This is a genomic window from Kribbella sp. ALI-6-A (assembly GCF_001984195.1).
Taxonomy (GTDB): domain Bacteria; phylum Actinomycetota; class Actinomycetes; order Propionibacteriales; family Kribbellaceae; genus Kribbella.
Genome location: NZ_MTQN01000008.1, coordinates 1 through 26,761, shown reverse-complemented (window position 1 = coordinate 26,761; position 26,761 = coordinate 1). Strand labels below are relative to the sequence as shown.

Genomic DNA, 26,761 nt, shown 5'->3' with positions numbered 1-26,761 from the left:
GTCAGGCGTCGAAGATCTTGCCGGGATTGAAGAGGTTGGCGGGGTCGAGGGCCCGTTTGATCGCTCGGTGCATCTGCAGGACCTCCATGGACAACTCGGCGTCGAGGCCAGGGCGCTTGAGCAGGCCGATGCCGTGTTCGCCGGTGACCGTGCCGCCGAGTTCGAGCGCGGCGGCGAGGATCTGCTCGAAGGCGTTCTGAGCCCGCGCGCGGGCCGCCTCGTCACCGAGCGGTGTGATCAGCAGCGGGTGCAGGTTGCCGTCGCCGGCGTGGGCGATGTTCGCGATCGTCACCTCGTTGCTCAGGGCAATCTCTTCGATGCGGCCGAGCATCTCGGCGACCCGGCCCTTCGGCACGCAGACGTCCTCGGTCAGCACCGGCCCGAGCCGCTCCAGCGCCGGGAACGCGAGCCGCCGGGCGGCGAACAACGCCTCCGCCTCGTCCTCGTCCGTGGACCGCTCCGCCCAGGTCGCCCCGGCCCGCCGGAAGCAGCCGGCCATCTCCTCGGCGGCCGCGGCACCGGCCTCCCCCGGCTCGTCGACCCGGCCGAGCAGCACGACCTGCGCGTCGGTCGACAGGCCCATGTTCTTCCAGGCGTCGACGGCCGCCAGGCAGTGCCGGTCGACCAGTTCCAGCGCGGACGGCGTGAGCCCGGCCGCCGCGACCGCCTCGATCGCGGCCCCCGCGTCGGACAGGGTGTCGAAGTACGCCGCGACGGTGATCGGGTTCGGCGGCAACGGCCGGAGCTTGACGGTGATCTCGGTGACGACGCCGAGCGTGCCCTCGGACCCGACCATCAGCCCGACCAGGTCGTAGCCGGCCACGCCCTTGGCCGTCCGGCGCCCGACCCGGACGACTTCGCCCAGCGGGTTCACCAGCTCCAGGCCGATCACGTAGTCGCGCGTCACGCCGTACTTGGCGCAGCAGACCCCGCCCGCGTTGGTCGCGACGTTGCCGCCGATCGTCGACCAGGGCGAACTGGCCGGGTCCGGCGGGTACCACAGCCCGTAGTCCGCGACCGCCGCGCGCAGGTCGTCGTTCACCACGCCCGGCTGCACGACGGCGAGCCGCTCGAGCGCGTCGACCTCGACGATCGTGTTCATCCGCTCGGTGCTGACGACGACACAGCCGTCGACCGCGTTCGCCCCTCCGGACAGCCCGGTCCCGGCACCTCGCGGCACGATCGGTACGCCGTACCGGATGCAGGCCTGGACAACTGCTTGCACCTCCGCCGTCGACGCCACGCGCACAACGGCCGCGGGCAGCCCGACCGGTGCCCAGACAGCCTGGTCCTGCGACAACCCCGCCATCACCTCGGGATCGACCAGCACCCGCTCGGACGGCACCGCCCGCCGGATCTGTTCGACGGCGTCCCGCGCACTCAGCCCCATGCCGCCCATGCAAACACAACGCCGGCCTCAGTTGTCGGTGGGGCGAGTTAGCCTCGGTGGTGTGACTTACCGTGAGTACCGGTCACCAGTGGGCCTGGAGCCGCTGGTCGCCTGCCTGTGGGCGAGCGACCCGGTGCCGGGCAGGACCACGCGGGTCATCCCGGATGGTTGTGTCGATCTGGTGTGGTTCGGCGCCGAGCAGGGGCTGGTTGTCGTCGGCGCGGACACCGGCCCCTGGATCAGCGGACCGTCGGCCGCGGGTGACAGCACTTACGCGATCCGACTCCGCCCCGGAGCCGCGGGCGCGGTGCTCGGATTGCCTGCCTCGGAGGTGCGAGACAGCCGGGTGAGCGCCGATCTGGTCTGGGGCGCCGAAGGTCGGGAGCTCGAGGACGCCCTGATGACCGCCGATCCGGGGCAGCGGCTGCGGATCCTGACCGAGGGCGTACTACGACGCCACGCGACCCCTGACCCGCTCGCTTTGGCAGCCGCCCGCAAACTCGCGGAGCCCGGTGTGCGGGTCTCCGCCGCGGCAGCCGACCTCGGGATCAGCGAGCGGCAGCTCAACCGGCGGCTGCAGAACGCCGTCGGCTACGGCCCGAAGATGCTCGCCCGCGTCGCCCGCCTGCGCCGCCTGATCGCCCAGCCCGGCGACGACCCGCTGGCGATTCGCGCGTTCGCCGCCGGATACGCGAGCCAGGCCCACATGACCGACGAGGTGCGCCGGCTGACCGGCCTCACACCTGTCCATTTCCTGAAAGACGCCGCACTGACCGCCGCCTAACGTCGGGTCCATGATCGACCTCGACGCAGCAGAACAGTTCGTGCACGCCAACGCCCGCCTGATCGACCGGCACCGCCTGGCCGTCCTCCTGCACGGCGCTCCGGCCGGCCCGGTGCTCGACGCGTTGCGCGCCTACCGCACGCCCGACGGCGGTTTCGGCCACGCGCTCGAACCGGACGTCCGATGCCCGGGCAGCCAGCCGTCCGCCGTACTGCAGGCGCTGGAGATTCTCGCGAGTCTCGGCGCGCTCGGTGATCCGCTAGTCGGCGAGATCGGTGACTGGCTGACCACGATCACCAATTCCGACGGCGGCGTTCCGACCGTGCTGCCGAGCGCCGACGGTCATCCGCGGGCGCCGTGGATGGTTCCGGCGCCGGAGAGCGGGTTCCTCACCTACGCGATCGCCGCCAAGCTCTGGCAGGCCGGATCGTCCCACCCGTGGCTGGAGGCCGCCACCGACTGGTGCTGGACGACGATCGAGGCGGCCGACGGCGTCGGCGGTTACACGGTGAAGTTCGCGCTCGACTTCCTGGACGCGGTGCCCGACCCGGCCCGCGCCGCCGCGGCGGTCGAGCGGTTCCGGCCGACACTCGATGCCGAGGGCAACCTTCCGGTCGAGGGCGGCACGGAGGACGAGAAGATCACCCCGGTCACGCTGTCCCCGCATCCCGGCACGCCGAGCCGCGCGCTGTTCACGCCCGCGCAGCTCGACGCCGATCTCGACCGCCTCGCGGCCGGTCAGCACGACGACGGCGGCTGGGACGTCGACTACCTGCACTGGTCCCCCGGCCAGGCCCTCGACTGGCGCGGCATCGCCACCGTCCAGGCCATCGCGACCCTGCGTACGAACGGCCGCGTGTGACCCTCCCGTCCGTACAGTGCTGGACCAGGAGGTGCTGCCGATGCCCACCAAGATCCGATCCGCCGTCCCCGAGGACGCCGAGCTCGTCGACACGCTGGTCCGCGAGCTGGCCGACCACCAGGACGAAGGCCAGTACGTCACCGTCACGGTCGACCGCTGGCGGGAGCTGCTCGCCGATGACGCGGTGACGGTCCTGCTGGCCGAGCACGAGGGAGAGCCGGCCGGCTACGTCTCGGCCGTCCGGCGGATCCACCTGTGGACCGGCCGGGAGGTGCTCGGCCTGGACGACCTGTACGTCCGCGAACGCTTCCGGGGCGCGGGCATCGGTGAGCTGCTGATGCTCGAGCTCGCCCGCGCGGCCGCGCTGACCCACCGGCTCACGATCACGTGGGGCATGCGCACCTCGAACGAAGGCGCCCAGCGCTTCTACGCCCGGCTCGGCGCGACCCTCAACACGAAGGTCCTCGCCGCCTGGCCGTACGACGCCTACGTACAACGGCTCTGACGAGTCGGTCACCCTCAGTACACGCTGATCCGGCGGGTGAAACCCGCGACCGGGCCGGCGCCTGCCCGCCACTAAGGTGGGGGTCGGCCCGGGGGATCCCCGGCCACGACGCGCGACGGCCGATCGCCGACGCGCCGGGCCCGTACGGGCCATCACGTTGGCAGACTGGGAGCGGAGTACACGGTGACGACTGATCCGACCATCATCTACACCCACACTGACGAGGCGCCGGCGTTGGCGACGTACTCGTTCCTGCCGGTGATCCAGGCGTACGCCGCGCAGGCCGGGGTCGCCGTGCAGACGCGGGACATCTCGCTGGCCGGACGCATCATCGCGCTGTTTCCCGAGTACCTGACCGAGGACCAGCGGATCGCCGACGCGCTGGCCGAGCTCGGCGAGCTGGCCAAGACGCCCGAGGCGAACATCATCAAGCTGCCGAACGTGTCGGCCTCGATCCCGCAGCTGAAGGCCGCGATCACCGAGCTGCAGGGCCAGGGCTACGCGCTGCCGGACTACCCCGACGAGCCGAAGACCGACGAGGAGCGGGAGATCCAGGCCCGCTACGACAAGGTCAAGGGCTCCGCGGTCAACCCGGTGCTGCGCGAGGGCAACTCCGACCGCCGCGCGCCCGCCTCGGTGAAGAACTACGCCAAGACGCACCCGCACCGGATGGGCGCCTGGACGCCGGACTCGAAGACCAACGTCGCCACGATGGGCGCCGAGGACTTCCGCTCCACTGAGAAGTCGGTGGTGATCCCCGCCGACGGCACGCTGCGGATCGAGCTGGCCGGCGACGACGGCTCGACCACCGTGCTGCGCGAGTCGGTCCCGGTGCTGGCCGGTGAGGTCGTCGACGCGTCGGTGATGCACGTCGCGCCGCTGCGCGAGTTCCTCACCGCGCAGGTCGCCCGGGCCAAGGCCGACGACGTGCTGTTCTCGGTGCACCTGAAGGCCACCATGATGAAGGTCTCCGACCCGATCGTGTTCGGTCACGTCGTGCGCGCGTTCTTCCCGAAGACCTTCGCGACGTACGGCGAGGTGCTGGCCAAGGCCGGCCTGACCCCGAACGACGGTCTCGGCGGCATCCTCAACGGCCTGGCCGGGCTGCCCGAGGGCGCTGAGATCAAGGCCTCCTTCGACGCCGAACTGGCCGAGGGCCCGGCGCTGGCGATGGTCGACTCCGACAAGGGCATCACCAACCTGCACGTGCCGTCCGACGTGATCGTCGACGCCTCGATGCCGGCGATGATCCGCACGTCGGGCCACATGTGGGGCCCGGACGGCCAGGAGCACGACACGCTCGCCGTGCTGCCGGACAGCAGCTACGCCGGGATCTACCAGGTCGTGCTCGACGACTGCCGGGCCAACGGCGCGTTCGACCCGGCCACGATGGGCTCGGTGCCCAACGTCGGCCTGATGGCGCAGAAGGCCGAGGAGTACGGCAGCCACGACAAGACCTTCGAGGTCGCCACCACCGGCACCGTCCGGCTGATCGACGCCGACGGCAACGTCGTGCTGGAGCAGGCCGTCTCGGCCGGCGACATCTTCCGCGCCTGCCAGACCAAGGACGCGCCGATCCGCGACTGGGTCAAGCTGGCCGTCACCCGGGCCCGGGCCACCGGCGACCCGGCGGTGTTCTGGCTGGACGAGACCCGCGCGCACGACGCGCAGATCATCGCGAAGGTCAACGAGTACCTGGGCGAGCACGACACCGACGGGCTGGACCTGCAGATCCTCGCCCCGGTCGACGCGATCAAGCTGTCGCTGGAGCGGATCCGGCGCGGCGAGAACACGATCTCGGTGACCGGCAACGTGCTGCGCGACTACCTGACCGACCTGTTCCCGATCCTCGAGCTCGGCACCAGCGCGAAGATGCTGTCCGTCGTACCGCTGATGGCCGGTGGCGGGCTGTTCGAGACCGGCGCGGGTGGCTCGGCGCCGAAGCACGTGCAGCAGTTCGCCAAGGAGAACTACCTGCGCTGGGACAGCCTGGGCGAGTTCTTCGCGCTGGCCGCGAGCTTCGAGCACCTGGCCCAGACCACCGGCAACGCCCGCGCCCAGGTGCTGGCCGACACCCTGGACCGGGCGACCGCGACGTTCCTGAACGAGGACAAGTCGCCGACCCGCCGGATCGGTGGCATCGACAACCGCGGCAGCCACTTCTACCTGTCGCTGTACTGGGCGCAGGAGCTGGCCAAGCAGACCGACGACGCCGACTTGGCCAAGTCCTTCACCGCGGTCGCCGAGACCCTGGCGAGCAACGAGCAGACCATCGTCGAGGAGCTGCTCGCGGTCCAGGGCAGCCCGGTCGAGCTGGGTGGCTACTACCACCCGGACCCGGAGCTGGCCGCCGCCGCGATGCGGCCGTCGAAGACCTGGAACGACGCGCTCGCGACGCTGTCCTGACGTAGCCGAAGGGGTGCCCACCTGATCAGGTGGGCACCCCTTCGCCGTACTCAGTGCTGGTGCTGCTCGGCGTACTCCTGCTGGGTCATCTCCTGCAGCTCGGACGCCGGCGTGGTGGTCTTGCTCTGCGCGTCGCCGCCGCCGACGTCCCCACCGCCGAAGCGGATGTTGGCCCAGTTGTTCTGGGTGGTCAGCGTCGTACTGCGGCCGTCGCGGTTGATGTCGGCCGACGTGGTGTCGGTGGCGTCGCCGTCACAGTTCCAGTCGATGCCGAGGTTGGCCGCGCCGGAGGTCCGGGTGGTGTTGTCCGGGCACCTCCACTTGGTCCGCCAGGTCGAGGCGGCGCTGCCGAGGCCGGCCGATTCCTTCAGGCTGGACTCGGTCAGCGTCGGTGGGGCGAAGCTCGAGTAGCTGAACCAGGCCGCGCCGCTGGTCCGCGGGACGCCGTCGAACTGGAAGTGGTAGTTCATCACGCTGAGGTAGTTCGGCTTGTAGTTGACGCTGTCGCTGCCGCCGTGGGTCAGCCCGAGGTCGTGGCCGAGCTCGTGGATGAACGTGCCGACGTTCATGTTCTCGGTGACGGTCCAGTTGCACTTCGGGCCCATCGTCACGATGAACGTGTCGTTCGGGATCGCGAACGCGTTGCCGCTGCTGCAGGTGTTGTCGTAGTCGTCGGCCCAGAGCATGTAGTGGAAAACCGCCTGGCGGGCCGGGGCGAAGTGGGTCGCCTTGATCGCGTCGGTCTGCTGCACGGCCGGCTGCAGGTTGCTGTCGTAGGGGACCTGGTTGCCACCGCCCAGGTCGTACGCCGTACCGCGGGCGGACCCGGCGTCGAGGTGCAGCCGGATCCCGGTGCTGCCGTCGGGGTTGCTGATCGGTGCGGTCGCGAAGCTCTGGACGATCCGATCGAGGGCCGTCGTACTGGCCAGCCGGCCCTCCATGTAGTCCATCTCGACGAACAGATCCTTCTTCGTCGGCGTCGCGCCCATGGCGGGCAGGTCGACGTCGACGACGCCGTCTCCGTTGGCGTCGTAGCCGTTGGTTTCCCAGGTGTCGGGCAGGGCGTCACCGTCGGTGTCGGTGGCCGCGGGGGTCGGTTTGGCGGCGGCGCTGCCGGCCGGCGTACCGGAGCTGTCGGGGCCGACGGCCGCGACGGCACCTCCGGCGGCGGCCGCGACGAGGGCGAACGAGCTCAGCGTGCCGAGCACCAGGGGGCGGGGGCGGAATCTCATCAGGTCTCCTCGATCCAGTCAGCGGCAGGAGCAAGCTCCCTCTCACGGGCCGCACGACGGTTGCTGACAACAACCTTCCGCAGCATGTATCCGATCGACCACTGAGCGCAATGGGGATAACCCGGAAGTTTTCGGTTTTGACGCCGGTCGGTGTGCGGGATACCACGTGGAGTGACGGTTAGATACCCGGTGGGATCGGGGCGCATGCCGTTCGGTTCGCGGGGTGCGCGGTAGACGTCCGCCCCCAGCCCGGCGTCGGGTATCGAGCGCCTGGCTGAGACCGCGGCAAACGGGCTGGGCTTCCGGGCCGGCGGACGTGCACCACTGATCAACCAGCGCCGCAGCCGCCCCCGACCGGCGTGTCGCGGCGTGTCGCCCTCGATCGCGGAGCTTGGACAGTGATGGAGGTTCGCCGCCGGGCCGGCGTTGGGTTGTGGAGCACCTGGCCGGGACTGCGGCGGACAGGCTCGGGTTTCCGGGCCGGGCGGACGTGCACCACTGATCAACCAGTGCCGTAGCCGCCTCCGATCGGCGTGTCGCGGCGTGTCGCTCTCGGCCACCGGGGCTTGGACAGTGGTGGACGTCCGCCCCGTACGCTGAGCCCGTGGCTCTCGAGGGCGTGGCGTCGGTTGCGGTGGTCGGAGTCGGGCGGATCGGGGCGCCGCTGGTTGCGCGGTTGGTTGCTGCAGGCCACGAAGTGGTCGGGACCGACATTCGCCTGGAGCGCCGCAGCGAGGTCGAGGCGGCAGGTGCTCGCTGGGCGCCCGACCTGGCGGGGGCCGTGGCGGATGCTGAGGTCGTGCTGACGGTGATGCCGGGCGGCCCTGAGCTCGAGGACCTCGTGCTCGGCGGAGGTCAGCTCCTGTCCCAGCTGGCCGAGGGGGCGATCTGGATCGACCTGACGAGTGCCTCGGTCGAGCTCGGCCAGGACTGCGCGCGGGCCGCGGCCGAACAGGGGATCGCCCACCTGGAGGCCCCGATCGGCGGTGGCGTGGACGGGATGCGGGACGGAACGCTCACCCTGTACGTCGGCGGCGAGGCCGGCGTGCTCGCGACGGCCGAGCCGGTCCTGCGCACCTTCGCTACGACGATCCACCACGCAGGCGACCACGGTATGGGCTACCTGACCAAGTTGTTGATCAACCTGTTGTGGTTCGGCCAAGCGGCATTGACGACCGAGGTCATGCTGCTCGCCCAGAACCACGGGCAGTCGCCCGGCCACCTGCGCGAGATCCTCCGGGGCAGCGCGGGGGACAGCGCGTTCGCCGAGCGGCACCTGCCGGCGCTGCTGGCCGGCGACTACCTCGCCGACTTCGGCCTCGACCGCTGCGTCGAGGAGCTCGACTCGGTCGAACGAACCGCCGCGCGCGCCGACGTCCCGCACCCCGTCACGGCCGCCGTCGCCGCCTTGCACCGCTCCGCACTGCACCGCTACGGCCCGGTCGACGGCGAGCTGATGGCCGCCGCGTGGCTCGAGGAACAAGCCGGCACCCGGCTCCACGACCGGCCACCGCCGAAGTAGGTCGCGCACCCGCCGCGCGAGAGGAGTCCTGCCGCTCGCGAGCCGCCAAGAGCCCGGCGTCGACCGGCAACGCGCACACCGCGCACCGCGTACCGCGTGCACCGCGACACCCCACGCCAGCCCAAGAGCCCGGACACCGCAGCCCGCACACCGCGGCCCCGCCAGGTCCTCGCCACCCCCGGCGCCTAGACACTCCAGTCATTCGCGTCGGCGACACGCCGCGACACGCCGATCGGAGGCGGCTGCGGCGCTGGTTGATCAGTGGTGGACGTCCGCCGGACCGGAAACCCCAACCTGTCGCCGCCGGCCTCGGCCAGGCGCTCGACACCCCACGCCGACCCAGGAACCGGACCCCCAGCCCGTCCACCGCGGCCCCGGCCTGGCGCTCAACACCCCACGCCGACCCGGCCGGACGTCCACCACTGTCCAAGCCCGGCGATCGAAGGCGACACACCGCGACACGCCGATCGGAGGCGGCTGCGGCGCTGGTTGGTCAGTGGTGGAGGTCCGCCTACCGAGCAGCAGGCCGGCAGCTGCGCCGGGGGAACTCCGGCTGGTCAGAGGTCGCGGGCAGTCAGATCGGTGAGTAGGCGGCGCGCGTCCGCGAAGCGGTGCGTCGGTGACGAGCGCTGCTGCCGGTAGGGAGACCTGGGATCGCGCCGGCACCATCCGGTTGGCCCGAAGGCTTCCCGCTACCGGCCCGCAGCCGCGAGCAGTTCGTGAGGGACCGCCTGCAACATCGGCGCTCGACCTCGGTGGCGCCGTTCGCGGGCTGCTGACGTGCCGCGTGACGACGTTCGAGGTCGCCGAGTAGAGCGACAGGCGCCAGCCGGCTGGCCGACCCCGCAGACCTTCCCGCGCCCTCAGGCGTACGGGCTGAGACGCGCCTAGTGGGTCGGGCTCGGCGACTGGGACCAGCTGGCGAGCAGGTTCAGGGCCTGGCGGGACGGGGAGTCCGGCGCGGTGGTGTAGACGAACAGGGTTTGCTCGGGGTCGCCGGGGAAGGTGAGCGACTCGTAGTCGACGGTCAGTTCGCCGACGACGGGGTGGTGCAGCCGTTTGGCGCCGAAGGTGCGTTGGTGGACGTGGTGCTCCGACCACCACTGCCGGAACTCCGGGCTGGCCAGGGAGAGTTCGCCGACCAGCTTCTGCGCCTCGGGGTCGTCCGGCGCGTTGCCGGTGTAGAAGCGCAGGGTCTCGACGGCGTTGCGGGCCTGCTGTTCCCAGTCGACGAACAGGTCCCTGGCCTCCTGGGACAGCAGCATCCAGCGGGCGTAGTTGCGTTCGCGCGGCGGCATCCGGTCGAAGTCGGTGAACAACGCCCGCGCCAACCGGTTCGCCGCCAATACGTCGGTACGACGGCCGAGCACGAGCGCGGGCTGGCTGTCGAGCGTGTCGAGCAACTGGTAGAGCCCCGGCCGCACCCGCTGGACGGCGCGAGCCCGCGGACGGGTCGTACGAGCCGCGCCGACCAAGTTGCGCAGGTGAGTCCGCCCGGTGGCGTCGAGGTCGAGCGCTCCGGCGATCGCGTCGAGCACCTGCGGGGACGGGACGATGCGACGCCCCTGCTCCAGCCGGGTGTAGTAGTCGGTCGAGACGCCGGCCAGCATCGCGACCTCCTCCCGCCGGAGGCCGGCCACGCGGCGTACCCGCCCGTCCGCAGGCAGTCCGGTGGTCTGCGGGTCGCGGGCAGCGCGGGCGCGGCGGAGGAAGTCCGCGAGCTCATGGTTGAGATCGGCCACCTGTTCATGATCGCAGGGCGATCGCCGTTCCTGCCTGGGTCGCTGAGTCCCAGGTTGCGGCGTACCAGGACGAGCGGGGCCGGTTGTACGCCGTTCCGGAGCCGATCGCGGCGGAAAGCTGGAGACACCGGCCACCACCGGCCGACCGATCCGGAAGGGACCTCACATGTCGTACCCCACCACCCGCCCCGCCACCTGGTTCGTCACCGGAACCTCGCGAGGCCTCGGACTCGAGCTCGTCACCCAGCTGCTGCGCCGCGGCGACAACGTCGTCGCAACCACCCGCTCGACCGAACGCCTCACCACCGCACTCGACGGCGTGGACCAGTCCCGGCTGCTCGCCCTCGAAGTGGACCTGGCCGACGAGCAAGCCGTCCGTACGGCGGTCGCCACCGCCAAGCAGCGCTTCGGCGACCTGGACGTCGTCGTCAACAACGCCGGCTACGGATTCCTCGCGGCCGTCGAGGAGGTCAGCGACGCCGAGGCGCGGCAGATGTACGACGTCCAGATCTTCGGCACCTGGAACGTGCTGCGCGCGGTCCTGCCGGACTTCCGCGCGAACCGCAGCGGGCACGTCATCAACGTGTCGTCGATTCTCGGCCTGACGTCCTTCCCCGGCTGGGGTCTGTACTGCTCGGCCAAGTACGCGCTGGAGGGCCTGACCGAGTCGCTCGCCGCCGAGGTCGGTGCCCTGGGCATCGAGGTCACCCTGGTCGAGCCCGGCTATATGCGGACCGACTTCCTCAGGTCGCACTCGCTCGGCTTGCCCGCGACGACCGTCGACGCCTACCCCGCGCTCCGGGAGATGACGTCGGCCCACCAGGCGATGCCCGGCACCCAGCTCGGCGACCCCGCCAAGGCGGCCGCCGCGATCATCACCGTCGCCACCACGGGCGGCGCGCCGCTGCACCAGCTGCTCGGATCGGACTCTCTCGGCCTCGCCGACGCCCGCCTCGAAGCACTGCGCGCCGACTTCACCGCGGGCCGAGCGCTCGCCCGGACGACGGACATCCCGCAGGACTGAGGTCAGCCGGCCTCGACCCGAGGCGTGTCCGGTACGGCGTGCCACGGCTGGCCGGTCGGCCATTGGATCACCAGCACCGCGCTCAGCACGACGGCCCCACCGAGGATCTGGATCGCGCCCAGCGACTCGCCGAAGATCATCGCCGCGAGCACGACGGTGACGACGGGCTCCAAGGTCGAGAGGATCGACGCGGCCGACGGTCCGACCCGGGCCAAGCCGGCGAAGAACGTCAGGATCGCGGCGACGGTGCTGACCACCGCGATCGCGGTCAGCCAGAGCCACCCGCTGGGGGCGAAGTTCAACCCGGGCCCACCCCGTACGCCGGAAACGACCGCGAAGGTGCAGGCCGCGCCCGTGCAGACCAAGGACGAGAGCGCGACGGGCGGCACGCCGGCGCCGACGCGGTCGCCGGCCAGGATGTAGACGGTGTAGGCGATCGCGGCGCCGAAGCCCATCGCGGCGCCGAGCGGGTCGAGGGTGCCGGACGCCGCGCCACCGAGGACCAGCGCGGTGCCGACCGAGGCGATCACGAGCGCGGCGATCCGGCGGGCCGAGGCGCGTTCGCGGCGCAGGGCGATCGCGCCGATCATCACCAGGGCCGGGTAGACGTAGAGGATCAGCGCGAGCAGCGAGGCGTCCACGCGCTCGAGCGCACCGAAGAACAGGCCGGACTGCGTGGCGTAGCCGATGCCACCCATGGCCAGACCGGCCACGAGCGCTGGACGCCGTACGCCGCGCAGCGCGCCCGTCATACCGGCGACGACGAGCAGCAGGACGGCGGCGATCGCGAAGCGGACCAGCAACAGGTCGCCGACTTCGACGCCGGCGTCGTACGCGAGCTTGCCGAAGATCGCCATGGCGCCGAAGCAGACGGCGGACAGCAGGCAGAGGAGCGGACCCATACGACGATGGTCACAGTGCGCAACTGTTCACGTCCATCTCCTGTTTCTGTACGAGACCGAGTAGCGTTGGTGAACGATGCTGGATCTGCGCCGCCTCCGTCTGCTCCGCGAGCTGCACGCCCGCGGAACGATGCACGGCGCCGCGCGAGCCCTCGGGTACACGCCCAGCGCGATCTCCCAGCAGCTCGCCGTCCTCGAACGCGAGGCCGGCGCGAAGCTGCTCGAGCGAACCGGCCGCAACGTGCGGCTCACCGACGCGGGCCAGGCGCTGGTCCGCCACGCGGCCGTGCTGCTCGACGGTTTGGAGGCCGCCGAGGCGGAGGTGACGGCGATCGCCGCGGGGCATCCGGCGGGCGTCGTACGGGTGTCGGCGTTTCAGTCGGCCTTCCTGCGCATCGCGGCGCCGGCCGTCGCAGCCCTTGCGGAGAGCCATCCGGGCATCCGCGTCGAGTTGACCGAGGCCGAGGTCGAGGAGTCGATCCCGGCGCTGCGCTTGCGCCAGCTCGACGCGGTTGTCGGCGACGAGTACTCCGGCCAGCCGCGCCCGGTGCACACGGATCTCGCCCGCGAGCCGCTGGTCCAGGAGCAGGTGCGCCTCGTCCTCCCCGAGAACCATCCGCTGGCCCACCAGCCGCAGGTCCAGATGGCCGATCTCGCCGACGCCCGCTGGGCCGCCTGCCAGCCCGGCACCGGCCACCGCGCCATGCAGATCCGCGCCTGCCGCGACCTCGGCCACTTCGAACCGGACCTGCGCTTCGCCTCCGACGACTTCCTCATCCTCGTCGAGATGGTCCGCACCGCCGGCGCCTGCGCCCTCCTCCCCGACCTCGTCCTCGGCTACGGCGTCCCGGGCGTCGCCGTCCGTTCGATCGCCGAAGGCACACTCCACCGCGAGGTCTTCCTGCTCACCCGCACCACCAGAACCCCTGCTGTGGAAGCCGTGGCCAGTGCCCTTCACGACGCGGCGCCATGACCGCGCCGCTCAGCTGGTCGACTCGTTCTCCGGCTGCTCGGCGGTCAGCGCGGTGATGCGGCGGCGGAGGCGACGGGGCCGAAAAAACAGCAGGTAGCTGAACACGGCGGCCCCGCAGAGCGGCAGGAGCGCCCGCCACCACGGGCGATCGTCGTCGAACACGCCCACCACGAAGCTGAGAAGCATGAAGAACGCGCCGAAGGCGATCACGATCCGGCTCCATCGCTTCTCGGCCTGATCCAGGTGGCGCTGGGCGTACTCCGCAGCCGCAGCCCGGACCGCCGGATCCTGCGGGATCGGTCCGCGCTGAGTCGCTCGGAACGCGATCTCCCGCTGCTTCCGAGTCAGCTCGTCGCCGCCCGCGGTCGGCGCCATCAACTGCTTCATCTGCCGACTCAGGAATCCCATCGCGATCCCGAAGAACGGCGCCCCGACCCCGCCCATGATCAACGCGGCGGTCCAGCCGACGTCGCCCAGGTAGTGGGTCCCCAGCGCGAACAACACGGCGTACATGACGCCGGCGGCGGTCCCGGCCACCCAGCTCGGTACGTCCTGCGATGAGATGCGCATGCTGCATCCTCACCAAGACAGCCTTCCGACGCTCGCCGGTACGGCGTGGTTGCAGCTATTGCCATCGCGGCGTCGATCACTGACAGACTCTGCGCCATGACGCGATCCGGTACGACGCTCAGCATCGGCGACGGCGACAAGGAACTCAGCGAGCGGCTGTCCGCGGGCCTGGACGAGTTCAACTTCGCGGCCACCGGGACCACTGCCGCCGACCAGGGTGAGCTGTCCGTCAAGGTCGTCGACGACGCCGGCGAGATCGTCGGCGGCCTGACCGCGTGGACCTGGGCCGGCCTGCTCGGCATCGAGATGCTGTGGATCCGCGAGGACCACCGCAGCGAAGGCTGGGGCTCGAAGCTCCTTCTCGCAGCCGAAGAGGAAGCCCGCCGCCGCGGCTGCGACCGCGCCTGCGTCTCGTCGTTCACCTTCCAGGCCCCGGACTTCTACCAACGCCACGGCTACACCGAAACCGGCCGCACCCTCGGCATCCCGGGCGGCGCCGAGGACGTGCACATGTTCAAGAAGCTCGACCCGACGGCGTGATCCCGAACAGCCTCGTCGTCCCGGCCGCCGTACTGGCGTTCGCGCTTCTCACTGGGGTGCTGGTCCGGCTGGTTCGGCTGACCCAGCGCCGCGAGCTCGAACAGGCGACTCGCCTGGCGATCACCTGTGGCGCCTTGTGGGGAATCGGTTTGCTGCTGGCGACGCTCGGCGGCCGGCCCCGCGACGCGACCGGCTACGTGCTTTTCAACTGGGTCCCGTTCGCCACGCAGACCGTGGCCTCCACGTCCGAGATCGTCATGAACTTTCTGCTGTTCATGCCGGCCGGGCTCCTGCTGCCCTGGATCGCCCGTCACGCCAACGTGCAACGCTTAATCGCGATCGCGCTGGTCGGCGCCGCCCTGACCTCGGCCGTGATCGAGGTCCTCCAGACCTTCACCCCGCTAGGCACGGCAGGCGATCTCACCGACATCCTCCTCAACACCATCGGCTGCACGATCGCGGCGACCACCGCTGCGGGCGTCCACCAGCACCTGAGGCCCGTCCAAGTCACCTCCTCGGCTTGAATCAGCCCGACCGCCGCGCAGCCCGGCGCAGCGACTGCCGGCGGATCTTCTCGCGGACCCCGCAGGTCTCGGTCGCACACCACCGGCGCGAACCGTTGCGGGTCAGATCGACGAACAACCAGCCGCAGGTCGGACGGCACATCTTCACCCGGTCGACCTGCGGCGAGGTCAGCAGCTGTACGGCGTCCTCCGCGAGCAGGTACCGGATCCTGTCGAGATCGTCGGCCGGCCAGGTCCACCGCAGCTCGTTTTCCCAGCGCGGAGCAGCGTGCGCGACAGCCTCGGCGTACGCGTCGCGGATCGAGCACAAATCGTCCTCCGCCGGTACGCCGCCGGTCGCGATCGCGTGAAACACCGCGTACGACGCCTCGCGCAGCGCGATCGCTCGTCCGTGGGCGGCTTTCGCCGCGCGGGAGTCCGCCTGCCGCCGCAGTGTGCGGGCGCCGGTGGTGGACACCAGCCCGGCCTTGACCGACCACCCGATGAGCGCCCGGTAGTCCGGCACGTAGTCGCTCACCGGGGCCGGCTCGTGCCTCGGGTCGACGGTGTTGACGAAGTCGAGGCACTGGGCGCCGGCAACGAAGTCCACGATTCCCTGATTCCATCGACAATGGTTTTGCTCGCATCATAGCGGGTACGAGGCATCGCATGATGCGAGCAAAAGCAGATACGGTTGCATCAGGGCTCGGCCGCTACCTGGGCGCAGCAGTGGTGATCCGGGCGGTCAACGACGGAGCCTCGGTCGGGTTGGCTCTGCTGGCGCTATCCGTCCGCCCGACCGTCGCCGGTGCCCTGGTGGCCGCACTGGTCGCGCCGCATCTGCTCGGACCATGGATCAGCCGTGCCCTGGCGTGGACGGACTCGCGCTACGTCCTCGCCGGATCCTTTGTCCTGTACGGCGCCGCGGTCGCCACGGCCGCGGTGGTCATGGACGACGCACCCACCGTGCTCACCGTGCTGTTGGTCCTGCTCGCCGGTTGCGCTGGACCGATGCTTGCCGGTGGACTCACCAGCAGGCTGCCCCGCGGCGACACCCCGCGGTCGAGATCGCTCGACAGCGCCACTTGGGGACTCGCGACGACGGCCGGGCCTGGATTGGCCGCGGTCACCAACTTGCTGGTCGGTCCGGTCGCGGCGGTGCTGCTGATGGCGCTGGGCGCACTCGTCGCGGCGGGGCTCGTACTAACGTTGCCGCCAGCAACGGATTCGCCTGACCGCGCCGCCGGCATCCGCGAATGCTTGGCGCACGCGGTGCGCGTGAAACCGCTGCGCACCATGCTTCTCGCGATCGGCCTCACCGGTCTCGGCCTCGGCGCACTGCCGGTCGCGGCACCGCTGCTCAGCACCGACCTCGGTCATCCCCCAGGCAGCGGCGGACTGCTCATCACGGCGTACGGCTTCACCAGCCTGATCGGCTCGCTCGTCAACGCCCGTAAGCCTTTTGGCGGTTCACCGCTGCGAGTGGCCGCCGGGAGTCTGGCCGTCATGAGCCTCGCGGTCGGTGCCGCGGCGGCCGCACCGGCGTACGGGGTGGCTCTTGCCGGGTTCTGCTTGCTGGGTCTCGCGAACGGGACGCTGCTCCCGACGGTACTGGCCGTCTGCCGTTCGCACGCGCCGGCGAACGGTCACGCGCAACTGCTGGTGCTCGCCAGCAGCGTCAAGATCACCGGCTCCGCACTGGCCGGAATCTGGTCCGGACTGCTCACGCCCGCCGGCGGGCGCACGGTCGTGGCCGTGGCCGCCGGCGCACTGCTGGCCGCGGCGATCGTTGCCCTGTCGACGCGAAATCGGTCGGACGATGCAACGGATTAGGGCGTGACGTTGAACCAGGCCCGCAACGTCGGCACCCGGCGCAGCACGAACCGATCGAGCAGCAGCACAACGGCCAGCGTGATCCCGAACAGCGGCAGGAACACCGCCAGCGGGGCAACCAGCACAGCCAGCGCAGGCGTGGCGCGCAGCGGAAGCCGACCGCGCGGTGCTCCGACCGCGGGACCGGTCGGCCGCCGGCGCCACCACATCAACGGCCCGGTGACGCTCATGAAGACCACCCCAGCACAGAACAATGCGGTCGCCCAGAAGTTGACCAGCCCGAGGCGACGCCCTTCGTGCAATGCGATGCCCTGAGCAACGACCTTCGCCAGCGCCGGGTAATCGCTGTAACCGTAGGTGGACACCACGCGGCCGCCGTACTGGTCGACGTGCACGGTGCGCTCCTGGCCGGGATCCTGAAAGGCGTAGCCGATCGCGGAGTAAACGCCCGCGTCGTCGGCGGGCAAGGCGATCGTCATCGGGTGCCGGAGCCCGTGCCGTTGCCCGACCGCGATCGCGGTGTCGACGTCGGCCGTCGAGCGGCCCTTCTCGGACGGATCGGAGCTGGGCACCTCGTTCTCGCCCAGTCCCCACGGGACGTTGTGGCTGTGCGGCAGGGATTCGTCCAGCGTCGACGTCGGGTCCGACAGCGCGCCGTGGTCCTCGCTCCACAGCGAACTGCCCTGACTGCTGGCGATCTGCTGGGCCCTCTCGCCCCAGAATCCCGTCCAGGGCAGGCCGGACACGATCAGGAAGAGCAGTCCGACCCCGAGCACCGCGCCGGTGCGACCGTGCCGCGACCTCAGCACCGCACCCGCAGCACCGGCCGCCCGGCGCCGAGCCCGCGCGACCCGCCCCCGGAAGAACAGGTAGTAACCCGTCAGCGCCATCACGATCGCCCAGCACGCGGCGACCTCGATCACGAAGTCGCCCACGCGACCCATCATCAGCTCGCCGTGCAACAGGATCGCGCCACCGGACAAGGTGGTGTCGGGATTCAGCGCGCCGAGCACCGTGCCCTCGTACGGATCCACGAACACGTCCCGCGGCCCGGCCTGCGTGTCGACCGAGAACACCGTCGACCGGTCGGGCCCAGACGGTTCGGTCATCGAGACGACCGTGGCGTCCGGCAAATACTGCCGTACGGCGTCGAGCTGCGCCGAGTACGGCTGCGCGCGCAGCCCCGCGGGCTGTTCGACCTTCATCACGTCGGCATGCAGCAAAGGCTCGATCTGGAACCGGAACAGGTAGATCAACCCGGTCGTTGCCAACAGCACCACGACCGGGATGACCAGGAAGCTCGCGTAGAAGTGCCAGCGCCAGAACGCCCGGAACAATCCCGTACCACGGCTCCGCGGCTGCGCTTGGCCTGTCTCGGCCTGCTCGACAGATGTCACGCCCGCCAAACGTCCCACTCACCGCCACAGTTCCTGACGGCACGAATCCGCGCGTGTCTCCCGGCGTACGGCCGAGGATCTCGCACAGCGTCACCCCGCCGCGAACCGCGCCACCAGGTCCGGGTCGGCGAAGATCGTCAGCGCGCTGATCGTGCTCTGGTCGACGGTCAGCACCGCGACGGCGAACGGTTCGAACTCCTCGTCGATGGACTGGCGGTAGTACGCGAGCGCGGCCGGCTGGCCGTTCGCGACGGTCGGCACCATCCGGTAGAGGCCGGGCTCGGTCATCACGCTGTCCCGCAGGTGACCGACGCAGGTCGCCTTGCCCTGGAACCAGACGTCCGACGGGACGAGCTCGAGCCGCGCGTCCGCGCGCAGCAGGTCGTTCATCGCCTCGACGTCGGCCTGCTCGATGGCGGCCATGTAGCGGTCCAGGATCGCCCGCGCCTCGGGCGAGTCCGGCTCGACGACCTCGTCCGTGGTCGGCGCGATCTCGTCCAGCCGCGCGCGAGCCCGTTGCAGGGCGCTCTTGACCGCCGCCACCGACATGTCGAGCATGTCGGCGACCTCGGTCGCCGGGTAGCGCAGCGCCTCCCGCAGGATGAAAACCGCACGTTGCCGGGGCGGGAGATGCTGCAGACTGGCCACGAGCGCGAGGCGTACGCCGGCCCGCGCCGCGACGACCTCGGCCGGATCTCCACCGGCCGCCGCGACGTCAGGGAACGGGTCCAGCCACAGCGCCTTGCCGGCGTACGGGCTCATCGGTACGCCGGAATCCTGGCTCGGCGCGAACAGACCGGACGGCAGCGCCCGGCGTTGCCGCGAGCCGAGGGCGCTCAGGCACTGGTTGGTCGCGATGCGGTACAGCCAGGTACGCACCGACGACCGGCCCTCGAACGACTCCTGGCCCCGCCACGCCCGCACGTACGTCTCCTGGACGACGTCCTCGGCCTCGTGCAGGGACCCGAGCAGCTTGTAGCAGTGCGCCAGCAACTCGCCCCGGTGCTGCTCGGCGTCGGCGAGGAACTGGTCGGGTGCGTCGCCGGCGATCGTCTTCATCCCTGCACCTCCCTCGCCGCGGGCCGGTAGGTGAGATCGACCAGCCCCGGATCGTGACCTGGTCCGGCCTGGACGAGCTCCCACCGGTGATTCTGCCCGCCATCGCGGAACAGCGGCGTACCGGTCGGCACGAAGACCGGCACGATCGTCAGCGACAGCTCGTCGACCAGCCCCGCGTCCACCAGCGTCTGCCCGAACCGACCGTGCCCGTAGACCACGAGATCGTTGCCGTCGGCTTCCTTGAGGGCGTGCACCTCTTCGGGGACGTCGCCGGGCACGACGGTGGTGTTCTCCCAGTCCGCCCGGCGCAGCGTCGACGAGAACACGTACTTCGGCATCCGGTTGAGGTGATCGGCGTACGGTCCACTCGCCGCCGGCCACTGCCGCGAGAAGATCTCGTACGTCGTACGCCCCATCAGCAGCCCGTCACTACGCTGCAGCGCGGCCAGCGACTGGGCGGCGCTGCCCGGCCCGAAATACGGCCCGGCCCAGGCCGCCGGCGAGCTGATCACCCCGTTCAGCGAGACGAGCACGGACTGGGTCAGTCGGCGACTGTGGTTGTCGGTCATGCCCTGTAGACCCCGCCCGGCCCGCAAAGGAATCGGTCGGGCGGACGTCGGAATCCTGTCATGCCGGATTTCGCCATCCGTCCCGTCTGGCGTCAGTGCCGTGGGACCGGCTGACATTGGCCGAGTCCCCCACACCGGCCGGATCCCCGCGACCGGCGTTCCCCGGAAGGATGTCGTATGAAGAGGTTAGTCAAGTGGCCGGCGATCCTGGCCGCGTTCGCCCTGGGCGGCACCCTGGCGGCAAGTCCGGCGCAGGCCCAGACCAGTACCCCGGCCAACTCCACGACACAGGTCTCCGTCGGTGATCTCAGCCCTGAGCAGGCCGAGGCGATCGCCCAGCGCATCCTCGACGGGCTGCCGGCAGACTTCGAGGCGCGGCTGGCCGAGCTCGACCGGCAGCTCGGCCTCCCGGAGTCCGCGCCGGCCGCTGCGACTGTCGAGCGCCTCATCAATCCCGCGGACTACCAGTGCGGCCCGACCCCCTTGGACGCGTGGGTTCAGGCCCACCTCCCGCAGATGGACTCGCTCGAAGCCATCATCCTCGTGTTCTTCGGGTTGAAGATCCCGACGTACGACACCCTGCTCTTCGAGACCGAGGACACCCCGCAGGTCTTCGGGCGCAACGACGAGTTCAAGACCCCGGTCACCCACACCTTCCGGGATCTGCGGAGGTTCTGGGACACCCGGTCCGACGACATCCAACTGCTGGCGATGCACAGCAACGCGGTCGTCGACAAGGCGAAGGTGACCCGGACGCTCGTCGGGGCCCTCGGCCTCCCCACCCCCGAGGCGGCGGCTCCGCTCGCGGACCTGATCGTCCAGCTGTTCAGCCAGGAGAAGTGGCAGTACGGCCACCACCCGCTGTTCTCCTTCAACGCCTACGCCTCCGAGATCCTGCCGAGCGACCCGCCGGCTCTGCAGGGCATCCCGGACAAGCTGGTGATGGGCGACGGCATCCTCGAGGCCTACCACGCCATCGGGTACGGCGACGTCGCTCCGGAAGCGATCATGGCGCACGAGTTCGGCCACCACGTGCAGTTCGAGCACGGCGTGATCACCGAGGACTCGGACGCGGAAATCACCCGGCACTCCGAACTGCAGGCCGACGCGTTGGCCGGCTACTCGCTGACCCACGCCCGCGGCCTGGCCATGCAGCGCAAGCGGGTGGAAGCCTTCGAGCAGATCTTCTTCAACGTGGGTGACTGCTCGTTCACGGCCGACGGCCACCACGGCACTCCGAACCAGCGGGTGAAAGCGTCGAGCTGGGGTCACCAGCTGGCCCAGAGCGCGCCCAACCAGGGTCACGTCCTGCCCAGCCGCGAGGTCCTGACCGCGTTCGACCAGGCGTTCCCGACGATCGTGGCGCCCGACGCCGAGTGAACCGACCGCACCGCTGAACGGCTCTTCCCACCGCCCAGGCGGTGGGAAGAGCCGCCACGTCGTCTGCCCTGCGGCTTCGACCTCAGCCGAGACCCTTCAGCAGCTGCCGCGCCATCACGATGCGCTGGACCTGGTTGGTGCCCTCGTAGATCTGGGTGATCTTTGGCCGCGCCGACTCGATCAACGCGCGAAGACCCCGAAAATGGCTGTGACCTGCGAAGATGTCGGTCATCGATTGCCGGACTTCCCCGCCGTTGGTCAGTGCTCGACGGAGCAGATACGGAGCGGGGCGACGAAGGACAGCACGGTGGAAGCGTCGGCGAAGAGCTGCGTCGCCGCTGGAAATCTATAGGGCATCAGGGACGTCGTCAGTGCCGTAGTCGCTGACGAGCTAGGCGTGCTCTGTAGACGTTCGACGGCGTGGCTGACCATTCGCGGCTACACCTCTTCGCGGATGTCGAGCAGATTATCTAGGTGCCGCGGCCGAGGGCAGTGCCATATGCGCGGCCGGGAGTACGATCGTGTCACTGATGACGGTCACAGATTTCGATCCCCGCGTGAGTGCTACATACAGTTCCTGAGCGGTGTACTTCACGGGATTCAGAATAATGACGTGGTCGTACTCCAGTCCTTTGACCAGAAGCGGCCGTGACACCACTCGGGTGGTTGGTGAACGCCCGGCGGCCCGGGTGTGATTTCGCGTCCGTTGCAGCGCCTCGGACACTGTGCATTCATCGGAGATGGCGGTGGCTACGGATCGCATGACTTCGAACCACGCCTCGCGGCAATGGATGGTTACGCCAGGCAGCCTGCCAAGAAGATCGAGCGCAATTCGCACAGCGGCCGGAGTCGGATCACTGCGAACCTGAACGACTGCCTCGTAGGCGGGCCGCAAGTCCTCGCGTCGAGTCACGAACGACTTGCCCTCACCGAGTTGCCGCCGCTTCGCAGCTGGGATGTGCGTGGCAAGCCCAGCCGTTGAGCCGATCGCAAACTCAACCACCGCCTGTGCCACCTCGGCACCGCCTTTGGTGTCGATTCTAGTGGCCAGGGTGACCGACACCTTCTCGTCAATCGCCTCCATGACCGAGTACGAACCACCGAGGCTGCTTGCGGCGTTGACGCAGTCCGGACGAAACTGCCCCAGCACAGCAATGGTCCCGTCGAGATCCAGGGCAGCGTAGCAAGTGTTAACGAAGGTTCGAGCGTCTCGCCGCGGCACCCAGGTGACGGGCGCCGAGGTGAGGTCGATTGGCCGGCCGTTCAGCAGGTTCTCGCGAATGGCGACGAGCCAAGCGCCAAGTTCCTGGTGATCGGGGTCCCAACGGCGCGGACGGTAATCGATGTCGACGGCCGGGAAGTTCGCGACGACGTCGGCGCTCCAATCGGCTGGACGGTTTTTGCCGAAGTTGAACAAGCCTTGGAGGGGATCACCGAGCACCGCCGTGGGCAGCACTTGGGCGAGCTCGAGCGCCAATGTGTGCTGGTCGGTCAGGCAGTCCTGGTACTCGTCGATGAATAGGTTCGAGTAGCTGACTTCGAGCATCCGCCGCACGGCCCTGGTGCTCACAGCGCGCGCAGCTGCACGGTGATACTCGGCCACCTTGCTCCAGTCCGGAGCTGCGGGAACAACGAGCTCCGCGAGACTCGGGAAGTGAGCGATCAGGTTGTACGACCAGGAGTCGATGGTGCGGACGACGACTTGCGTGTGATCGACACCAAACTTTTTCATCCGCCGTCGGAGCGCATCCACGCCAGCGTGGGTATGCGTCAGCACGAGGCTTGTGCCGCCCTGCGCGGCGACTTCGGCTACGGCAGCCGCGATCAGCTCAGTCTTTCCTGCGCCGGCCGGTAGCGCGACTGAGCCCGGTAACGTGCTGAGCAGCGTCTGCACCGCGCCCTGGAGGGGCGGATCATTGCTCACCCTTGAGCTCCGCGTCCAAGTGCGTCGACGGCTCTGGCGTAGCCGGGTAGGCGAACGCGCGCAGCTCGCCGATCACCTTCAGGAGAGGTGTGTTCTCAAGACCGCCCCAGTGCGCGATCACGACCTCGGCCAACTCCTCGCCGTGATCCTCGCGCTTGAACCACTCCTTCTTGGTCGCGGTCGCGGCGATGGCTGTGCGCATCGTTGCAAGATCGACGTCTGCCTGCGTCTGCCATGCAGCGACATCTGCGCCGATCAACGCCTTCCCGCCAAGAGTCGCGCCGACAGTCGCTTGGATCGACTGCTCGCCTCTGATATCCACCGCTAGCGTCACGACCGCCTGGAGCCCCTGAGCCGACAGAGTATGGATCACCTCGTCCTCGAGTGCGTTGCCGAGCGTCCAGCGGTGCACAGCCACCCCGACGGCTTCGGACTCAGCGACCGACTGGTCGATGGCTCGATCGTCGTTGTCCACGAGTAGGCAGGTTGGATAACCGAGCTGCTGGAAGTTCTTGGCACGCTGCGTCGACTGCGTCCCTCCGCGGCCGTTCACCAGAACGGTGCCTATGGCGGCGGCAAGAGTTTCGTCGGCGGCCAGCCGCTCGGTATCCCAGTGGCGAAGCAGGCCACGCAGAAACCCGACCTCGGTCGCCCCTTCGCCAACCAGCACACGTCGTCCCAGCAGCGCGTTGGGTGCGCTCCGGAACGTGCCCTGCACATTGTCGAGGTCTTCGGGTACAGCCTGACACGTTGTTGTCCCGGCACCGTTGGTGTGCACGACAACCAGGTCGACCGCGCTCAGCGTTTCCACCGTGATGGGCGAGTGCGTGGTCATGACGATTTGCAACTCGCCGGCGTCGGTTCGCTTCTTGAGGCGGCGGAGTGTTTGTGCCAGACGGTGTGGTTCCAGGCCGTGTTCGACCTCATCCATGGCAATGATCGAGCCACCGTCCATCGCCAGATCCTGGATCGACAGGCTGGTGAGACGCCTTGTGCCGAGTCCGAAGCTCGACAGCGGTACAAGGCCGTCGTGGAGCATCAAGGCGTGTGAGGACGTCGCTGAACCCGGCTCCAGACCGGGTCGGAGCTCGACGAATGCAGCCGCGCCGAAATAGCCCGCCGATTTCTGGGCGGCCGCGGCAGCGGCGTGCAGGGGGTTAGTGTCCGCGTCGAACACCGCAGACCGGGCTTCGCGGTGCGCGCCGAGAATCACGGAAGATGCGCCGTCGCTGCCGTCGGTCAGCCCTGACAGCGCAGATCCGCGAGCCCAGCGTAGGTGCAAGTCGGGCCGCTCCCCTAGACGGAAGTAGCCTAGCTGCCGCCGCTGGGTTCCGGTGATCGGTCGGGCATCGTCGGAATCGGGTCGCACGACCTCCCAAGTTGGGTCGAGCTCAGGCGTCACGGTGAGCCGGATGACGAGGCACTCCTCGGCTTCATCAATAGGGTCGTGCACTAGCGTCCCGTCCGGCATGATTCCGGAGCGATCCTTGCCGAGCTGGCTCTCCTTGACGAGGTTGTCCGGCAAATCTGCAACGGTCGCTTCGATGACGACGTTCCTGGTGAGGTCGAGGCCGTAGAAGTCGGCATCCGTGAACTGCGGGTTGTAGTTCGGGTTGAGCACCAGTCCGATGGCATCAAGGAGCGTCGTCTTGGTGCTGTCACCAGCGCCGACCAGCGCCACCAGCCGCCGATTGATGGACCATTCCGCTGATTCGATCCCGCGGAAGTGTTCGATCCTCAGCCGGCGGAGCATCACGGGCAACCTCGCATCGGAAGCAGTGTCGTGGTCCAAATTGACCGGCCCGCTGCCCGCTGAGGACTCCAAGGTACGAGGACACCAGTCAGATTCCTACTCAAGCCGCGGAGCCTGCTCAGCAGTATGACAGCGCAGCCGCTACGACTGTGCTCGCGACCGCGGTCGCGAGCACACCTGTCGCTGTTGCATCCCGCTCGCCGTGTTGCGCAGCCGAGTCGGCGATGCTCGGTGTCCCAGGTGGGGCCCGTCGGCCCGAATGCCGTGATGTCGATGCTGACAGCCGCGGGTCGGCGAGCGTGACGCTTCGGTAGCCGAGCGTAGCGAGCGGATCGGCCGCGTCACGTCTGACGGGGAAGATTCGGTGGACCAGCACCGTGAACGCCGCCCACCACTCGAGCAGGATGCGGGTCCGCTCATCTAGCCGTCAGGATCCTGCCATGCCGGATCTTGCCATCCGCCACATCTGGCCTCGTGCCGTGGGACCGGCTGACATTGGGCGAGTCCCCCATGGAAGGATGGCGTATGAAGAGGTTAGTCAAGTGGCCGGCGGTCCTGGCCGCGTTCGCCCTGGGCTGCACCCTGGCGGCAAGTCCGGCCCAGGCCCAGATCAGTACCCCGACCAACTCCACGACACAGGTCTCCGTCGGTGATCTCAGCCCTGAGCAGGCCGAGGCGATCGCCCAGCGCATCCTCGACGGTCTGCCGGCAGACTTCGAGGCGCGGCTGGCCGAGCTCGACCGGCAACTCGGCCTCCCGGAGTCCGCACCCACCGCTGCGCTTGTCGAGCGCCTCATCAACCCCGCGGACTACCAGTGCGGCCCGACCCCCAAGGACGCGTGGGTTCAGGCCCACCTCCCGCAGATGGACTCGACCGAGGCCTTCATCCTCGTGTTCTTCGGGTTGAAGATCCCGACGTACGACACCCTGCTCTTCGAGACCGAGGACACCCCGCAGGTCTTCGGGCGCAACGACGAGTTCAAGACCCCGGTCACCCACACCTTCCGGGATCTGCGGAGGTTCTGGGACACCCGGTCCGACGACATCCAACTGCTGGCGATGCACAGCAACACGGTCGTCGACAAGGCGAAGGTGACCCGGACGCTCGTCGGGGCCCTCGGCCTCCCCACCCCCGAGGCGGCGGCTCCGCTCGCGGACCTGATCGTCCAGCTGTTCAGCCAGGAGAAGTGGCAGTACGGCCACCACCCGCTGTTCTCCTTCAACGCCTACGCCTCCGAGATCCTGCCGAGCGACCCGCCGGCCCTGCAGGGCATCCCGGACAAGCTGGTGATGGGCGACGGCATCCTCGAGGCCTACCACGCCATCGGGTACGGCGACGTCGCTCCGGAAGCGATCATGGCGCACGAGTTCGGCCACCACGTGCAGTTCGAGCACGGCGTGATCACCGAGGACTCGGACGCGGACACCACCCGGCACTCCGAACTGCAGGCCGACGCGTTGGCCGGCTACTCGCTGACCCACGCCCGCGGCCTGGCCATGCAGCGCAAGCGGGTGGAAGCCTTCGAGCAGATCTTCTTCAACGTGGGTGACTGCTCGTTCACGGCCGACGGCCACCACGGCACTCCGAACCAGCGGGTGAAAGCGTCGAGCTGGGGTCACCAGCTGGCCCAGAGCGCGCCCAACCAGGGTCACGTCCTGCCCAGCCGCGAGGTCCTGACCGCGTTCGACCAGGCGTTCCCGACGATCGTGGCGCCCGACGCCGAGTGAACCGACCGCACCGCTGAACGGCTCTTCCCACCGCCCAGGCGGTGGGAAGAGCCGCCACGTCGTCTGCCCTGCGGCTTCGACCTCAGCCGAGACCCTTCAGCAGCTGCCGCGCCATCACGATGCGCTGGACCTGGTTGGTGCCCTCGTAGATCTGGGTGATCTT

At 69.5% G+C, this 26,761-nt stretch carries 24 protein-coding genes; 12 read left to right on the top strand and 12 right to left on the bottom strand.

Annotated features, from left to right (window positions below; translation table 11 throughout):
• Position 1: 1 nt before the first annotated feature.
• Entirely contained in the window at positions 2–1,390 is a 1,389-nt protein-coding gene (locus BWI15_RS06050; RefSeq protein ID WP_077013817.1) for an FAD-binding oxidoreductase, read from the bottom strand.
• Positions 1,391–1,451: 61 nt separating this feature from the next.
• On the opposite strand from BWI15_RS06050, the gene BWI15_RS06045 reads away from it, so the two are divergent.
• From BWI15_RS06045 to BWI15_RS06030, 4 genes are all read left to right on the top strand, one after another.
• Positions 1,452–2,174: a helix-turn-helix domain-containing protein gene (locus tag BWI15_RS06045; protein ID WP_202817585.1), complete on the top strand. Its 723-nt coding sequence runs from the start codon at positions 1,452–1,454 to the stop codon at positions 2,172–2,174.
• A 10-nt stretch (positions 2,175–2,184) separates the two neighbouring features.
• Positions 2,185–3,036, top strand: coding sequence for a hypothetical protein (locus tag BWI15_RS06040; RefSeq protein ID WP_077013313.1), 852 nt, complete (start codon positions 2,185–2,187; stop codon positions 3,034–3,036).
• Between the two features lie 40 nt (positions 3,037–3,076).
• Positions 3,077–3,541 carry a GNAT family N-acetyltransferase gene (locus BWI15_RS06035; protein WP_077013815.1) on the top strand — a complete coding sequence of 155 codons (465 nt, stop codon included), beginning with the start codon at positions 3,077–3,079 and terminating at the stop codon, positions 3,539–3,541.
• A gap of 183 nt (positions 3,542–3,724) precedes the next feature.
• Positions 3,725–5,947: an NADP-dependent isocitrate dehydrogenase gene (locus tag BWI15_RS06030; protein ID WP_077013312.1), complete on the top strand. Its 2,223-nt coding sequence runs from the start codon at positions 3,725–3,727 to the stop codon at positions 5,945–5,947.
• A gap of 50 nt (positions 5,948–5,997) precedes the next feature.
• Here the strand turns inward: BWI15_RS06030 and BWI15_RS06025 are convergent, their stop codons facing one another.
• The gene (locus BWI15_RS06025) at positions 5,998–7,179 is read right to left on the bottom strand and encodes a hypothetical protein (RefSeq protein WP_077013311.1); all 1,182 of its coding nucleotides are present in this window, start codon (positions 7,177–7,179) and stop codon (positions 5,998–6,000) included.
• Between the two features lie 604 nt (positions 7,180–7,783).
• Here BWI15_RS06025 and BWI15_RS06020 point away from each other — a divergent pair.
• Positions 7,784–8,701: an NAD(P)-dependent oxidoreductase gene (locus BWI15_RS06020; protein ID WP_083750587.1), complete on the top strand. Its 918-nt coding sequence runs from the start codon at positions 7,784–7,786 to the stop codon at positions 8,699–8,701.
• 887 nt (positions 8,702–9,588) lie between these two features.
• Here the strand turns inward: BWI15_RS06020 and BWI15_RS06015 are convergent.
• On the bottom strand, positions 9,589–10,443 hold the full coding sequence (locus tag BWI15_RS06015; protein ID WP_077013310.1) for a helix-turn-helix domain-containing protein: 855 nt from the start codon (positions 10,441–10,443) through the stop codon (positions 9,589–9,591).
• Positions 10,444–10,609: 166 nt separating this feature from the next.
• Between BWI15_RS06015 and BWI15_RS06010 the strand changes: the two genes are divergently transcribed.
• Positions 10,610–11,467 carry an SDR family NAD(P)-dependent oxidoreductase gene (locus tag BWI15_RS06010; protein ID WP_077013309.1) on the top strand — a complete coding sequence of 286 codons (858 nt, stop codon included), beginning with the start codon at positions 10,610–10,612 and terminating at the stop codon, positions 11,465–11,467.
• A 2-nt stretch (positions 11,468–11,469) separates the two neighbouring features.
• Here BWI15_RS06010 and BWI15_RS06005 read toward each other — a convergent pair whose 3' ends face one another.
• On the bottom strand, positions 11,470–12,369 hold the full coding sequence (locus tag BWI15_RS06005; RefSeq protein WP_077013308.1) for a DMT family transporter: 900 nt from the start codon (positions 12,367–12,369) through the stop codon (positions 11,470–11,472).
• A gap of 76 nt (positions 12,370–12,445) precedes the next feature.
• Here BWI15_RS06005 and BWI15_RS06000 point away from each other — a divergent pair, with 76 nt between their 5' ends.
• The gene (locus BWI15_RS06000; RefSeq protein ID WP_077013307.1) at positions 12,446–13,342 is read left to right on the top strand and encodes a LysR family transcriptional regulator; all 897 of its coding nucleotides are present in this window, start codon (positions 12,446–12,448) and stop codon (positions 13,340–13,342) included.
• Between the two features lie 9 nt (positions 13,343–13,351).
• Here the strand turns inward: BWI15_RS06000 and BWI15_RS05995 are convergent, their stop codons facing one another.
• The gene (locus tag BWI15_RS05995; protein WP_077013306.1) at positions 13,352–13,912 is read right to left on the bottom strand and encodes a hypothetical protein; all 561 of its coding nucleotides are present in this window, start codon (positions 13,910–13,912) and stop codon (positions 13,352–13,354) included.
• A gap of 96 nt (positions 13,913–14,008) precedes the next feature.
• Here BWI15_RS05995 and BWI15_RS05990 point away from each other — a divergent pair, with 96 nt between their 5' ends.
• Together BWI15_RS05990 and BWI15_RS05985 are read left to right on the top strand one after the other, a co-directional pair.
• On the top strand, positions 14,009–14,452 hold the full coding sequence (locus BWI15_RS05990; RefSeq protein WP_077013305.1) for a GNAT family N-acetyltransferase: 444 nt from the start codon (positions 14,009–14,011) through the stop codon (positions 14,450–14,452).
• Positions 14,449–14,976, top strand: coding sequence for a VanZ family protein (locus tag BWI15_RS05985; protein WP_077013304.1), 528 nt, complete (start codon positions 14,449–14,451; stop codon positions 14,974–14,976). Before BWI15_RS05990 ends, BWI15_RS05985 begins: the two co-directional genes overlap by 4 nt.
• Position 14,977: 1 nt before the next feature.
• Here BWI15_RS05985 and BWI15_RS05980 read toward each other — a convergent pair whose 3' ends face one another.
• Positions 14,978–15,565 carry a CGNR zinc finger domain-containing protein gene (locus tag BWI15_RS05980; RefSeq protein WP_077013303.1) on the bottom strand — a complete coding sequence of 196 codons (588 nt, stop codon included), beginning with the start codon at positions 15,563–15,565 and terminating at the stop codon, positions 14,978–14,980.
• A gap of 119 nt (positions 15,566–15,684) precedes the next feature.
• Between BWI15_RS05980 and BWI15_RS05975 the strand changes: the two genes are divergently transcribed.
• Positions 15,685–16,788 (top strand): MFS transporter, encoded by a 1,104-nt coding sequence (locus BWI15_RS05975; RefSeq protein WP_077013302.1) that lies wholly within the window; start codon positions 15,685–15,687, stop codon positions 16,786–16,788.
• Here the strand turns inward: BWI15_RS05975 and BWI15_RS05970 are convergent.
• From BWI15_RS05970 to BWI15_RS05960, 3 genes are all read right to left on the bottom strand, one after another.
• Positions 16,785–18,185: a PepSY-associated TM helix domain-containing protein gene (locus BWI15_RS05970; RefSeq protein WP_077013301.1), complete on the bottom strand. Its 1,401-nt coding sequence runs from the start codon at positions 18,183–18,185 to the stop codon at positions 16,785–16,787. The genes BWI15_RS05975 and BWI15_RS05970 overlap by 4 nt on opposite strands.
• A gap of 90 nt (positions 18,186–18,275) precedes the next feature.
• Positions 18,276–19,244, bottom strand: a complete 969-nt coding sequence (locus BWI15_RS05965; protein ID WP_077013300.1) for an RNA polymerase subunit sigma-70 — start codon at positions 19,242–19,244, stop codon at positions 18,276–18,278.
• A complete protein-coding gene (locus BWI15_RS05960) occupies positions 19,241–19,813 on the bottom strand; it encodes a dihydrofolate reductase family protein (protein WP_077013299.1) in 573 nt (190 codons plus the stop codon). The genes BWI15_RS05965 and BWI15_RS05960 overlap by 4 nt, the downstream gene beginning before the upstream one ends.
• A 177-nt stretch (positions 19,814–19,990) precedes the next feature.
• On the opposite strand from BWI15_RS05960, the gene BWI15_RS05955 reads away from it, so the two are divergent.
• The gene (locus BWI15_RS05955) at positions 19,991–21,193 is read left to right on the top strand and encodes a hypothetical protein (RefSeq protein ID WP_077013298.1); all 1,203 of its coding nucleotides are present in this window, start codon (positions 19,991–19,993) and stop codon (positions 21,191–21,193) included.
• 82 nt (positions 21,194–21,275) lie between these two features.
• Here the strand turns inward: BWI15_RS05955 and BWI15_RS39250 are convergent, their stop codons facing one another.
• From BWI15_RS39250 to BWI15_RS05945, 3 genes are all read right to left on the bottom strand, one after another.
• On the bottom strand, positions 21,276–21,425 hold the full coding sequence (locus BWI15_RS39250; protein ID WP_168197269.1) for a hypothetical protein: 150 nt from the start codon (positions 21,423–21,425) through the stop codon (positions 21,276–21,278).
• Positions 21,426–21,659: 234 nt separating this feature from the next.
• The gene (locus BWI15_RS05950; RefSeq protein ID WP_083750585.1) at positions 21,660–23,117 is read right to left on the bottom strand and encodes an AAA family ATPase; all 1,458 of its coding nucleotides are present in this window, start codon (positions 23,115–23,117) and stop codon (positions 21,660–21,662) included.
• A complete protein-coding gene (locus BWI15_RS05945) occupies positions 23,107–24,870 on the bottom strand; it encodes an ATP-dependent nuclease (protein WP_077013296.1) in 1,764 nt (587 codons plus the stop codon). The genes BWI15_RS05950 and BWI15_RS05945 overlap by 11 nt, the downstream gene beginning before the upstream one ends.
• Positions 24,871–25,395: 525 nt before the next feature.
• On the opposite strand from BWI15_RS05945, the gene BWI15_RS05940 reads away from it, so the two are divergent.
• Positions 25,396–26,598, top strand: a complete 1,203-nt coding sequence (locus tag BWI15_RS05940) for a hypothetical protein (protein WP_077013295.1) — start codon at positions 25,396–25,398, stop codon at positions 26,596–26,598.
• Positions 26,599–26,761: the final 163 nt, after the last annotated feature.

Excerpts from the sequence above, each read along its gene's own strand:
- BWI15_RS06010 (WP_077013309.1), top strand. The coding sequence starts at position 10,610 with ATGTCGTACCCCACCACCCGCCCCGCCACCTGGTTCGTCACCGGAACC.
- BWI15_RS05940 (WP_077013295.1), top strand. The coding sequence starts at position 25,396 with ATGAAGAGGTTAGTCAAGTGGCCGGCGGTCCTGGCCGCGTTCGCCCTG.
- BWI15_RS05995 (WP_077013306.1), bottom strand. The coding sequence starts at position 13,912 with ATGCGCATCTCATCGCAGGACGTACCGAGCTGGGTGGCCGGGACCGCC.
- BWI15_RS06025 (WP_077013311.1), bottom strand. The coding sequence starts at position 7,179 with ATGAGATTCCGCCCCCGCCCCCTGGTGCTCGGCACGCTGAGCTCGTTC.
- BWI15_RS05955 (WP_077013298.1), top strand. The coding sequence starts at position 19,991 with ATGAAGAGGTTAGTCAAGTGGCCGGCGATCCTGGCCGCGTTCGCCCTG.
- BWI15_RS39250 (WP_168197269.1), bottom strand. The coding sequence starts at position 21,425 with ATGACCGACATCTTCGCAGGTCACAGCCATTTTCGGGGTCTTCGCGCG.
- BWI15_RS05960 (WP_077013299.1), bottom strand. The coding sequence starts at position 19,813 with ATGACCGACAACCACAGTCGCCGACTGACCCAGTCCGTGCTCGTCTCG.
- BWI15_RS06000 (WP_077013307.1), top strand. The coding sequence starts at position 12,446 with ATGCTGGATCTGCGCCGCCTCCGTCTGCTCCGCGAGCTGCACGCCCGC.
- BWI15_RS06035 (WP_077013815.1), top strand. The coding sequence starts at position 3,077 with ATGCCCACCAAGATCCGATCCGCCGTCCCCGAGGACGCCGAGCTCGTC.
- BWI15_RS06040 (WP_077013313.1), top strand. The coding sequence starts at position 2,185 with ATGATCGACCTCGACGCAGCAGAACAGTTCGTGCACGCCAACGCCCGC.
- BWI15_RS05965 (WP_077013300.1), bottom strand. The coding sequence starts at position 19,244 with ATGAAGACGATCGCCGGCGACGCACCCGACCAGTTCCTCGCCGACGCC.
- BWI15_RS05945 (WP_077013296.1), bottom strand. The coding sequence starts at position 24,870 with ATGCTCCGCCGGCTGAGGATCGAACACTTCCGCGGGATCGAATCAGCG.
- BWI15_RS06050 (WP_077013817.1), bottom strand. The coding sequence starts at position 1,390 with ATGGGGCTGAGTGCGCGGGACGCCGTCGAACAGATCCGGCGGGCGGTG.
- BWI15_RS06005 (WP_077013308.1), bottom strand. The coding sequence starts at position 12,369 with ATGGGTCCGCTCCTCTGCCTGCTGTCCGCCGTCTGCTTCGGCGCCATG.
- BWI15_RS05990 (WP_077013305.1), top strand. The coding sequence starts at position 14,009 with ATGACGCGATCCGGTACGACGCTCAGCATCGGCGACGGCGACAAGGAA.